This is a genomic window from Pseudomonas sp. GW460-12-10-14-TSB1, from assembly GCF_017349775.1.
GTDB lineage: Bacteria > Pseudomonadota > Gammaproteobacteria > Pseudomonadales > Pseudomonadaceae > Aquipseudomonas > Aquipseudomonas piscium.
The window spans coordinates 58,665-70,829 of sequence record NZ_JACNAC010000017.1; the positions used below are offsets into that span (position 1 = coordinate 58,665).

Genomic DNA, 12,165 nt, shown 5'->3' on the forward strand with positions numbered 1-12,165 from the left:
ACGTTAACGCTTGTCTTCGACTTTCCAGCTACCAGCGTCGTAGAACGCACGCCAGCCGGTCGGCTTGCCGTCGACTTCGGTCTGCACGTACTGCTCCTTGGTCTTGCGGCTGTAGCGGATCACCGCCGGACGGCCCTCAGGGTCCTTCTTCGGCGCTTCGCAGAGGAAGTGATACTTCGGATCGATCTCGTCTTTGTGCGGGATCAGCTCGAGCACCAGCGGTGCGCGGGTCTCACGGTTTTTCGGGAACTGGCTGGCCGCCAGGAACAGACCCGAGGCTCCGTCGCGCAGGATGTAGGTGTCGTTGACCTTCTCGCATTTCAGCTCGGGCATCTTCACCGGATCCATCTTCGGCGGCGCCGCGTCACCGCTCTTGAGCAGCTTGCGGGTGTTCTTGCAGGTCGGGTTGGTGCAACCGAAGAACTTGCCGAAACGACCGGTCTTGAGCTGCATCTCGCTGCCGCACTTGTCGCATTCCAGGCTCGGACCTTCGTAGCCCTTGATGCGGTAGCTGCCCTCTTCGATCTCGTAGCCCGCGCAATCCGGGTTGTTACCGCAGATGTGCAGCTTGCGTTTCTCGTCCAGCAGATAGGCGTCCATCGCCGTGCTGCAGATCGGGCAACGGTGCTTGCCGCGCAGTACCAGCGATTCGGATTCGCCCTCGTCGTCCGCGGCGATCTCGTCGCCCGGCACCAGGTTCACGGTAGCCTTGCAGCGTTCTTTCGGCGGCAGGCTGTAACCCGAGCAACCGAGGAACACACCGGTGGACGCGGTACGAATCTGCATCGGACGACCACAGGTCAGGCACGGGATATCGGTCATCACCGGCTGGTTGGCGCGCATGCCGCTGTCGCTGCCTTCGGCCACTTCGAGCTTCTTCTTGAAATCGCCGTAGAACTCGTCGAGGACGTTTTTCCAGTCGCGCTCGCCCTGGGCCACGTCATCGAGGTGCTCTTCCATGCCGGCGGTGAAACCGTAGTCCATCAGGTTGGAGAAGCTCTCGGACAGACGCTCGGTGACGATGTCGCCCATCTTTTCCGAATAGAAGCGACGGTTGTGCAGCGCCACGTAGCCACGGTCCTGGATGGTGGAAATGATCGCCGCGTAGGTCGAAGGACGACCGATGCCACGTTTTTCCATTTCCTTGACCAGGCTGGCTTCGGAGTAACGCGCCGGCGGCTTGGTGAAGTGCTGGCTCGGGTCGAGCTTGATCAGCTTCAGCACATCGCCCTGCGCCATGTCCGGCAGGACATCGTCGTCGCCCGGCTTGCTCATCTGCGGCATGACCCGGGTGTAACCGTCGAACTTGAGGATACGGCCCTTGGCACGCAGCTCGAAGCCACCAGCGGCGACGCTGACGGTGGTCGACAGGTATTGCGCCGGCAGCATCTGGCAGGCCACGAACTGGCGCCAGATCAGCTCGTAGAGGCGCTCAGCGTCACGCTCCATGCCCGACAGTTTGCTTGGGTGGGTGTTCACGTCGGACGGACGAATCGCTTCGTGCGCCTCCTGGGCCCCTTCCTTGCTGCTGTAGAAGTTCGGCGAGGACGGCAGGTATTTGTTGCCGAACTCTTCTTCGATATAGGTCCGCGCCATCGTCAGGGCATCAGCCGAGAGGTTGGTCGAGTCCGTACGCATATAGGTGATGTAGCCGGCTTCATACAGACGCTGGGCCATCATCATGGTTTTCTTCACCCCGAAGCCCAGGCGGTTGCTCGCGGCCTGTTGCAGGGTGGAAGTAATGAACGGGGCCGATGGCTTGCTGCTGGTCGGTTTGTCTTCACGCTTGGCGATGGTGTAGGTCGAAGCCTTGAGCTTCTCCAGCGCCGCCATGGCCTGGGCTTCGTTCAGCGGCTTGAAGGCTTCGCCGTTTTCACGGGCCACTTCGAAGCGCACATTGGCGCCCTTGGCGGTGCCGAGGTCGGCGTGAACTTCCCAGTATTCTTCAGGGATGAAGGCACGAATCTCGCGCTCACGCTCCACCACCAGCTTCACCGCCACCGATTGCACGCGACCGGCAGACAGGCCACGGGCGATTTTGGCCCACAGCAGCGGCGAAACCATGTAGCCCACCACGCGGTCGAGGAAGCGACGCGCCTGCTGAGCGTTGACTCGATCGATATCCAGCTCGCCCGGCTGGGAGAAGGCTTCCTGGATCGCCTTCTTGGTGATTTCGTTGAACACCACGCGCTTGTAGCGGCTGTCATCCCCACCAATGGCTTCCCGCAGGTGCCAGGCAATGGCTTCCCCTTCGCGGTCCAAGTCCGTTGCGAGATAGATGGTGTCAGCATCCTTGGCGAGCCGGCGCAGCTCTTCGATGACTTTTTCCTTGCCTGGAAGGATCTCGTACTTGGCTTTCCAGCCGTGGTCCGGATCGACTCCCATGCGCGAGACCAGCTGCTTGCGCGCCTTCTCCTTGGCCGACAGCGCCGGTGCTTCACCAGCAGCCGCCTTGCCACGCTTGGCGGCAGGCTCTTTGGCGGCGCTCGCCGAACCACTGGTGGGCAGGTCTCGGATATGGCCGATACTCGACTTCACCACGTATTGGTTACCCAAGTACTTGTTGATGGTCTTGGCCTTAGCCGGGGATTCCACAATGACCAGCGATTTGCCCATGGATCGGAAAATTCCTGAATTCGAGAAGTGAGAGGCGGTTGGCGCCTGACGCGGCACCGCTATATATAGTGGCAACAAGGTGAGGTCAAGCGCAGGGTTTTGCGCGACCTCGGCTTATGGCCGTGAAAAAAGACTGGGTTCGGCCTGCACCAAAGCAAAGCGTGGCACCTGCTCGCCGTCAACTTCGACCGACTCCAGGAACATGCTCAAGGGGCGCACCCAGAAGCCGTAATCGCCATACAGGGCTTGATAGAACACCACTTCCTCTTCCGTCTCGGAATGCCGCGCCACGCTGAAAACGCGGTACTGCGGTCCCTTGTAATGCTGATAGAGCCCGGGTTGTAATTGCATGTTCTGGCCCTCGCGCAAAATAAAAAATAATAAATCTTCAGAAAAACAAAAACCGGGGCACTGGGCCCCGGCTTCCGTCAACGCAACGCTTAAACGCGTTCGAAGACAGTGGCAATACCCTGACCGAGGCCAATGCACATGGTGGACACGCCAAAGGTGCCGCCATTCTGCTTCATGACATTGAGCAAGGTGCCGGAGATACGCGCACCGGAACAACCGAACGGGTGACCCAGGGCGATCGCGCCGCCGTGCAGGTTAACCTTCTCGTCCATCTTGTCGAGCACTTTCAAATCTTTCAGCACTGGCAGAGCCTGCGCCGCGAAAGCTTCGTTGAGCTCGAAGAAGTCGATATCGGCAATTCCCAGGCCCGCGCGCTTCAATGCTTTCTGCGTGGCCGGTACTGGACCATAGCCCATGATCGCCGGATCCACACCCGCCACCGCCATCGAGCGGATCACCGCCAGCGGCTGGATACCCAGGTCCTGGGCACGCTGCGCCGACATCACGATCATGCACGAAGCACCATCGGTGATCTGCGACGAAGTACCGGCAGTCACGGTACCGCCCTTCGGATTGAAGGCCGGCTTGAGGGCCGCCAGGCTTTCCAGGGTGGTCTCGGGACGAATGGTTTCGTCGTAGTCGAACAGTTTCAGGAAACCGTTCTCGTCGTAACCCTGCATCGGGATGATCTCGTCCTTGAACTTGCCTTCCACCGTCGCCTTGTGGGCGAGCTGATGGGAACGCACGCCAAAGGCGTCCTGCTGTTCACGAGTGATGCCGTGCATCTTGCCGAGCATTTCTGCGGTCAGGCCCATCATGCCCGAGGCTTTCGCCGCGTACAGGGACATGTGCGGGTTCGGGTCGACACCGTGCATCATGCTCACGTGGCCCATATGCTCGACGCCGCCAACCACGAATACGTCACCGTTGCCAGTCATGATGGCCTGGGCGGCGGTGTGCAGCGCGCTCATCGACGAGCCACACAGACGGCTGACGGTCTGGCCGGCCGAAGTGTGCGGGATCTGGGTCATCAGCGACGCCATGCGCGCGATGTTCCAACCCTGCTCCAGGGTCTGGTTCACACAGCCCCAGATCACGTCCTCGACTTCCGCCGGATCGACCTTGGAGTTGCGTTCCAGCAATTTGCTGATCAGGTGCGCCGACATGTCTTCGGCGCGGGTGTTGCGGTGCATGCCGCCCTTGGAGCGGCCCATCGGAGTACGACCGAAGTCGACAATCACGACGTCTCTAGGATTCAAGCTCATATATTCACTCTCGCTCTAGTAGGGGGCGCTTAACCGAAGAAGCTCTGGCCATTTTTGGCCATCTCGCGCAGCTTCGCGGTCGGGTGGTACAGCGCGCCCAGATCGGCGTACTGGTCGGCCAGGGCAACGAACTCGGCAACACCGATCGAATCGATGTAGCGCAGCGCACCGCCACGGAATGGAGGGAAACCAATACCGTACACCAAGCCCATATCGGCTTCGGCCGCGGTCTCGACGATGCCGTCTTCCAGGCAACGAACGGTTTCCAGGCACAGCGGGATCATCATCCAGTTGATGATGTCCTCGTCAGTGACTTCACGCTGCTCGTACACGATAGGCTTGAGCACTTCCAGCACCGACGGGTCGGCCACTTTCTTCTGCTTGCCTTTCTTGTCGGCCTCGTAGGCGTAGAAGCCCTTGCCGTTCTTCTGACCCAGACGCTTGGCTTCGTAGAGCACGTCGATTGCCGAACGACGGTCGTCTTTCATGCGATCCGGGAAACCTTCGGCCATCACGTCACGACCGTGGTGGCCGGTGTCGATGCCGACCACGTCCATCAGGTAGGCCGGGCCCATTGGCCAGCCGAATTTTTCCATGATCTTGTCAATGCGCACGAAGTCCACACCGGCGCTGACCAGCTTGGCGAAACCGCCGAAGTACGGGAACAGCACGCGGTTGACCAGGAAGCCCGGGCAGTCGTTGACCACGATCGGGTTCTTGCCCATTTTCTTGGCGTAGGCAACGGTGGTGGCCACGGCCAGCTCGCTGGACTTCTCGCCACGGATGACTTCGACCAGCGGCATCATGTGCACCGGGTTGAAGAAGTGCATGCCGACGAAGTTTTCCGGACGCTTGAGGGCCTTGGCCAGCAGGCTGATGGAAATGGTCGAGGTGTTGGAAGCGAGGATGGTGTCCTCTTTGACCTGGTCTTCGACTTCGGCCAGAACCGCTTGCTTGACCTTAGGGTTCTCGACGACCGCTTCGACCACCAGGTCGACGTGGCCGAAGTCACCGTAGGACAGCGTAGGACGAATGCCGTTGAGCACTTCGGCCATCTTCGCCGCGGTCATGCGGCCTTTATCGACACGGCCGACCAGCAGCTTGGCGGCTTCCGCCAGCCCCTGCTCGATACCATGTTCGTTGATGTCTTTCATCAGGATCGGCGTGCCTTTGGACGCCGACTGGTAGGCGATACCGCCACCCATGATGCCAGCACCGAGTACGGCGGCCTGCTTCACGTCCTGGGCGATTTCGTCGTAGGCCTTGGCCTTCTTCTTCAGTTCCTGGTCGTTCAGGAACAGGCCGATCAGGCTCTGCGCAGCAGAAGTCTTGGCCAGTTTGACGAAGCCTGCAGCCTCGACTTCCAGCGCCTTGTCACGACCGAAGTTGGCGGCTTTCTGGATGGTCTTGATGGCTTCGACCGGCGCCGGGTAGTTCGGGCCAGCCTGGCCGGCGACAAAACCCTTGGCGGTTTCGAAGGACATCATCTGTTCGATGGCGTTGAGCTTGAGCTTTTCCAGCTTCGGCTGACGCTTGGCCTTGTAGTCGAACTCGCCGGAGATGGCGCGCTTGACGGTAGCCAGAGCTGCTTCATGAAGTTTTTCCGGAGCGACGACAGCGTCGACCGCACCGACTTTCAGTGCGTCTTCGGCACGGTTTTCCTTGCCGGCGGCAATCCACTCGATGGCGTTGTCAGCACCGATGATGCGCGGCAGGCGAACGGTACCGCCGAAGCCCGGGTAGATACCCAGCTTGACTTCCGGCAGGCCGATCTTGGCGCTGGAGGACATGACGCGATAGTCAGCTGCCAGGCACATTTCCAGACCGCCGCCCAGCGCGATGCCATTGATCGCGGCAACAGTCGGAACGTTGAGGTCTTCGAAATCGCTGAAAATCTTGTTGGCTTCGAGGTTGCCTGCGACAAGCTCTGCATCCGGCAGCTTGAAGTTATCGACAAATTCGGTGATGTCGGCGCCGACGATGAAGACGTCCTTGCCACTGCTGACGATCACACCCTTGACCGACGCATCTGCCTTGATGGCGTCTACGGCCGAACGCAATTCGTTCAGGGTAAGACGGTTGAACTTGTTGACGGACTCACCCTTGAGGTCGAAATTCAATTCGACGATGCCACTTTCAAGAGCCTTAACCGTGATGGCTTTACCTTCGTAAATCATCAACTGATCTCCACGATATGGAAGCTGAACAGTACACGTCGGACGCTAACTTCTGACTCGGCAACGACGTTTCCATCGATGCTACGCCAATCCGCCAGGCACACCCGCCAACGCGATAGTCGGGATTCTGGAAGAGCCGTCTGGTAATACAAACGCTCAATTCATACGCCCGTTTGATTTGGGTACGCCACATTCAGGCAAAATCCGACAATTGTCAATCGCCCAAAAGGTTGTTTAAAACACGACTTCTTAGTCACTTCAGACGGGCACGCACCATCAACAAGCCTGCTCATCCCAGGACATTCATAGAATCAATCTTTAGAAAAGTCGCCCTAATGCGTGGCCCCCATAACCGATTCGCGGCTACGCTGGCACAACCCTGGAGCAAAAATATGGACGCCTGGCCGAAAACCAGGCGTAAGATCAGCGACAACTCTATCCCTGGCCGCTCAGAACCAGGGGATCAGAAAGGATTTACCGGCCTGCCTGGCCAACCCAGCCCGACCCTGTCGGGCTTTTTATTGCCTGCCTTTTTATTGCCTGCCTTTCAATAACCTGCGCCATTGCAGCGCAGGTCATGCCTCACGCCAATGCCTTGAGCACCGCGGCAATGTCTTGCAAAACACTGGCTTCGCCACGTTCGCCCCAATACAAGACGATCATCTGCCGGTCGGCCTCGACCTTGAACACGTTGGCCGGCAGTGTGCGAAAGTGCTCGAGCAAGACCGGATCCGCACAGGCTTCCCGCCATTGGTTGACCCAGATGCCCGGCGCGCTTTGCCAGTAGGCCCAGCAGGCCGGCTGCGCACCGCGCCGCGGCCGATGGTATTGCGCGCAGGGGCTTGGAGGCTGCGGATCCATCCAGTGCGGCCACTCCTGAGGCGCCAGTTGCATGCCCAGGCCCATGCGGCGCGCCTCCATGCGCAGGGCGATCTGCCCGCTCTGGCGGCGCGACGGGCGCAGCCATGCCAGCGGGCTCAAGACCACCGCGAGGATTGACACCACTATCCAGACCGTCATATCTGTACTCCCGATTCTTGATGAGCCGATTGATCCAGGTCGGAACCAATCCGCTTGAAACCAGCCATACTTGAAGCTATTGCAATCCTCAGGAGGAGCACCTCATGCCCTACCACCATATTCTGGTCGCCGTAGATCTAACCGAAGAGTGCGATCCTGTTATCCACCGGGCCCGCGAGCTGTCGGTCAGCAACAGCGCCAAATTGTCCCTGGTGCATATTGTCGAGCCGATGGCCATGGCGTTCGGCGGCGACGTGCCGATGGACCTGTCCCAATTGCAACAGCAGCAGTTCGACCAGGCCAAAGAGCGTCTCGATCGCCTCATCACCAAATACCCTGAGCTGTCCAAGGAATACAGCCACCTGACCTATGGCCAGCCACGCCAGGAAATCCACCACCTGGCCAAGGAACAGGAATGCGACCTGATCGTGGTCGGCAGCCATGGCCGCCACGGCCTGGCCCTGCTATTGGGTTCGACCGCCAACGACGTGCTGCACGGTGCCCCTTGCGACGTACTGGCCGTGCACCTGGTCAAGCGCTGAGCCCGCCGCAGGCAGAATTCTCCGCCCGCACCGGCCCTGCAAAAAGCCCGACATGAATGTCGGGCTTTTTTATTGACGCAAGGTCACTCAGGCATCCAGCTCGGCCCAGCGCTCGACCATCACATCCAGTTCAGCATTGAGCTGTTCCAACTGGGCGATGACCGCCGTGGTCTCGGCCGCAGGACGCTGATAGAAGCCGGCGTCAGCCATCTCCGCTTCCACGCTGGCGATCTGCTGCTCCATGGCTTCGATCTGGCCAGGCAACGCCTCGAGCTCCCGCTGCAACTTGTAGCTGAGCTTCTTCTTGGCCGCAGGCGCTTCCTGTGCCGCAGCAGGTGCCGCCGCGACAGGGGCAACCACCGCCGAATTCAGCTCGGCCTTGCCGGACTTGTTCTCGGTCACGCCCAGCAGGCGTGGCGAACCACCCTGGCGCAGCCAGTCCTGATAACCACCGACGTATTCGCGAACCTTGCCTTCGCCTTCGAACACCAGGGTACTGGTCACCACGTTATCGAGGAATGCCCGGTCGTGGCTGACCATCAGCACGGTGCCCTGGAAGGTCAGCAGCACCTCTTCCAGCAGCTCGAGGGTTTCCACGTCCAGGTCGTTGGTCGGTTCGTCGAGCACCAGCAGGTTGGCCGGCTTGCTGAACAGCTTGGCCAGCAACAGGCGGGCACGCTCGCCACCGGACAGCGCCTTGACCGGCGTGCGAGCACGCTGCGGGCTGAACAGGAAATCCCCCAGGTAGCTGAGCACGTGACGGCTCTGGCCATCGATATCGATAAAGTCGCGACCTTCGGCGACGTTGTCGATCACGGTCTTTTCCAGGTCCAGCTGGTGACGCAACTGGTCGAAGTAGGCCACGTCGATGCGCGTGCCCTCTTCGACCTTGCCGCTACTCGGCACCAGGCCGCCCAGCATCAGCTTGAGCAGTGTGGTCTTGCCGGTGCCGTTGGCGCCGAGCAGGCCGATACGGTCGCCGCGCTGCAGGACCATGGAGAAATCCTTGACCAGGAACGGACCGCCCGGATGGGCGAAGCTCACGTCTTCGAGCACCATTACCTGCTTGCCGGACTTGTCGGCGGTTTCCAGCTGGATATTGGCCTTGCCGGTACGCTCGCGACGCTCACTGCGCTCGACACGCAGGGCCTTGAGGGCGCGCACGCGGCCTTCGTTACGGGTACGACGGGCCTTGATGCCTTGACGAATCCAGACTTCTTCCTGGGCCAGGCGCTTGTCGAACAGCGCGTTGGCCGTCTCTTCAGCCGCCAGCACGGCCTCTTTGTGCACCAGAAAACTGGCGTAGTCGCCGTTCCAGTCGATCAACCCACCACGGTCCAGCTCGAGAATCCGGGTCGCCAGGTTCTGCAGGAAGGAACGGTCGTGGGTAATAAAGAGGACGGCGCCCTGGAAGTCCTTCAGGGCTTCTTCCAACCAGGCGATGGCACCGATATCCAGGTGGTTGGTCGGTTCGTCGAGCAGCAGCAGGTCCGGTTCGGACACCAGGGCCTGGGCCAGCAGGACGCGACGACGCCAGCCACCGGACAACTCGGCGAGGGTCTTGTCGGCCGGCAACTGCAGGCGGCTCAGGGTGCTGTCCACCAGCGTCTGCAAGCGCCAGCCATCACGGGCTTCGAGGTCGTGCTGGACGTGCATGAGCTTTTCCAGATCGGCATCGGTGACGATGTTCTGGCTCAGGTGGTGATACTGCGCCAGCAGTTCGCCAACGCCATCGAGGCCCTGGGCGACGACGTCGAACACCGTCCGCTCGTCGGCCACTGGCAATTCCTGCGGCAACTCGCCGATTTTCAGACCGGGCGCGCGCCATACGGAACCGTCGTCGGGCTTCTGATCGCCCTTGACCAGCTTCAGCATGCTGGATTTGCCAGTGCCGTTGCGGCCGATGATGCACACCCGCTCACCACGGGCGATCTGCCAGGACACCTTGTCCAACAACGGCATAGCGCCGAACGCAAGGGACACATCGCTGAATTTGAGCAGGGTCATGAGCTTCTCCAAAAACCGGGCGCGCATTCTACCTGAGTTGAGGCCTCAGAAGGCCGGCATTTTCGCTCCTGAAGCACCCTGAACAACATTTGCAGCGAACTGGCGACAAGAGGCCGGCAAAGCTTTCACCCGTAGCTGGCAAAAGGCTAAGCTAGGAAATAATCAGTGTTGGCATTGTCGGCACTTGTCATGATTTCTCTGCCCGGATGTCTCATGCGCAGTCGCCTTTTCAGTCTTTTATCCTGCCTGCTTCTTTCTGCCTCTGCCGTGCACACCGCTCAGGCCGCGGACCTCTCACTCCAGCGCCAATATTACGATGAAGCCAAGCGCGCTCTGGCCAAGGGCGACTCCGGCCCTTATTTCCGCTACAGCCAGGTCCTGGCCGACTACCCGCTCGAGCCCTATCTGGCCTATGACGAACTGACCGCCCGGTTAAAGACCGCCAGCAACGCCGAGATCGAAAAGTTTCTCCGTGAACACGGCGACCTGCCCCAGGCCAACTGGATGAAACTGCGCTGGTTGCGCTGGCTGGCCGAACGCGGCGACTGGGCCACCTTCGTCAAGTATTACGATCCCAAGCTCAATTTCACCGAGCTGGACTGCCTGAACGCGCAATACCAACTGGGCCACAACCTCAAGGCCGAAGGTTACGCCGCCACCGACAAGCTCTGGCTCAGCGGCAAATCCCTGCCGGCCACCTGCGATGCGCTGTTCGCCCAGTGGGCCGCCGAAGGCCAGTTGACCGAACAGAAGCGCTGGCAACGCGCCAAACTGGCCGCCGAAGCCCGCAACTATCCCCTGGCCAATAGCCTGGTCAAAAGCATGACCACCCTCGCCCCTCAGGGTCGGTTGCTGGTAGACGCTGCCCAGAAGCCCGAGCTGCTCAGCCAGCCGTCGCGCTTCACCCCGGCCAGCGAAGCCATGTCCGACGTGGTCGGCCTGGGCCTGCGTCGCCTGGCCCGCCAGGATCCGGACAGGGCCATGGCCCTGCTCGACGGTTATGCCAGCAGCATGCACTTCTCCCGTGACGAAAAAGTGGCGATTGCCCGGGAGATCGGCCTGACCCTGGCGCGGCGCTTCGACAGCCGCGGCCTGGAGGTGATGACCAAATACGATCCCGAGCTGCGCGACAACACGGTTTCCGAATGGCGCCTGCGCCTGCTGTTGCGCCTGGCTCGCTGGGAAGATGCCTACCAGTTGACCCGCAAGCTGCCCCAGGATCTGGCGACCACCAACCGCTGGCGTTACTGGCAAGCGCGCAGCCTGGAACTGGCCCAACCGCAGAACCCTCAGGCACAGACCCTCTACAAAGGCCTGGCCAACGAGCGCGACTTCTATGGTTTCCTCGCGGCCGACCGCACCCAACTGCCTTATCAGTTGAACAACAAACCGCTGGTGCTCAGCCAGCAGGTGATCAACAAGGTGCGCAATACGCCGGGCGTGCGGCGCGCTCTGGAATTCCATGCCCGCGGCCAGATCGTCGATGGCCGGCGTGAGTGGTACCACGTCAGCCGTCACTTCAGCCGTGACGAGATGGTCGCCCAGGCAAAGCTGGCCTACGACCTGAAATGGTACTTCCCGGCCATCCGCACCATCAGCCAGGCGAAGTACTGGGACGACCTGGACATCCGTTTCCCGATGGCCCACCGCGACACCCTGGTGCGCGAAGCCAAGGTCCGCGGCCTGCACTCGAGCTGGGTATTCGCGATCACCCGCCAGGAAAGCGCGTTCATGGACGACGCTCGTTCGGGCGTCGGCGCGGCCGGCCTGATGCAGCTGATGCCTGGCACCGCGAAGGAAACCGCACGCAAGTTCAGCATCCCGCTGGCCTCACCGCAGCAAGTGCTGAACCCGGACAAGAACATCCAGCTCGGCGCCGCCTACCTGAGCCAGGTGCACAGCCAGTTCAACGGCAACCGGGTGCTCGCTTCCGCCGCCTACAACGCCGGCCCCGGCCGCGTGCGCCAATGGCTCAGGGGCGCCGACCACCTGAGCTTCGACGTCTGGGTGGAGAGCATTCCATTCGACGAAACCCGCCAGTACGTGCAGAACGTGCTGTCCTATTCGGTGATCTACGGCCAGAAACTCAATTCGCCACAGCCACTGGTGGATTGGCATGAGCGGTATTTCGACGATCAGTAAGCGATAACGCCTCATAAAAAATGCCCGCAGCGATGCGGGCATTTT

Annotated in this window: 8 protein-coding genes; 2 read left to right on the top strand and 6 right to left on the bottom strand. The window is 60.7% G+C overall.

The annotated features are described in order from the left end of the window. Window positions 1-3: 3 nt before the first annotated feature. The 5 genes from topA to J4D52_RS13055 all read right to left on the bottom strand — a co-directional run bounded on the left by topA (window position 4) and on the right by J4D52_RS13055 (window position 7,429). Window positions 4-2,616 carry a type I DNA topoisomerase gene (gene topA, locus J4D52_RS13035; protein ID WP_025804224.1) on the bottom strand — a complete coding sequence of 871 codons (2,613 nt, stop codon included), beginning with the start codon at window positions 2,614-2,616 and terminating at the stop codon, window positions 4-6. Window positions 2,617-2,730: 114 nt separating this feature from the next. Continuing rightward, window positions 2,731-2,967, bottom strand: a complete 237-nt coding sequence (locus tag J4D52_RS13040; protein WP_023968538.1) for a DUF1653 domain-containing protein — start codon at window positions 2,965-2,967, stop codon at window positions 2,731-2,733. Between the two features lie 89 nt (window positions 2,968-3,056). Further along, window positions 3,057-4,232 carry an acetyl-CoA C-acyltransferase FadA gene (gene fadA, locus J4D52_RS13045; RefSeq protein WP_009047962.1) on the bottom strand — a complete coding sequence of 392 codons (1,176 nt, stop codon included), beginning with the start codon at window positions 4,230-4,232 and terminating at the stop codon, window positions 3,057-3,059. Between the two features lie 29 nt (window positions 4,233-4,261). Further along, window positions 4,262-6,409, bottom strand: coding sequence for a fatty acid oxidation complex subunit alpha FadB (gene fadB, locus J4D52_RS13050; protein WP_053278156.1), 2,148 nt, complete (start codon window positions 6,407-6,409; stop codon window positions 4,262-4,264). Window positions 6,410-6,991: 582 nt separating this feature from the next. Beyond that, a complete protein-coding gene (locus J4D52_RS13055) occupies window positions 6,992-7,429 on the bottom strand; it encodes a hypothetical protein (protein ID WP_025804226.1) in 438 nt (145 codons plus the stop codon). A 104-nt stretch (window positions 7,430-7,533) separates the two neighbouring features. Here J4D52_RS13055 and J4D52_RS13060 point away from each other — a divergent pair, with 104 nt between their 5' ends. Next, window positions 7,534-7,971, top strand: a complete 438-nt coding sequence (locus J4D52_RS13060) for a universal stress protein (protein ID WP_007921319.1) — start codon at window positions 7,534-7,536, stop codon at window positions 7,969-7,971. Window positions 7,972-8,058: 87 nt separating this feature from the next. Here J4D52_RS13060 and J4D52_RS13065 read toward each other — a convergent pair whose 3' ends face one another. Then, window positions 8,059-9,978 (bottom strand): ATP-binding cassette domain-containing protein, encoded by a 1,920-nt coding sequence (locus J4D52_RS13065; RefSeq protein ID WP_063429269.1) that lies wholly within the window; start codon window positions 9,976-9,978, stop codon window positions 8,059-8,061. A gap of 213 nt (window positions 9,979-10,191) precedes the next feature. Between J4D52_RS13065 and J4D52_RS13070 the strand changes: the two genes are divergently transcribed. After that, a complete protein-coding gene (locus J4D52_RS13070) occupies window positions 10,192-12,120 on the top strand; it encodes a transglycosylase SLT domain-containing protein (protein WP_063429267.1) in 1,929 nt (642 codons plus the stop codon). Window positions 12,121-12,165 lie beyond the last annotated feature (45 nt).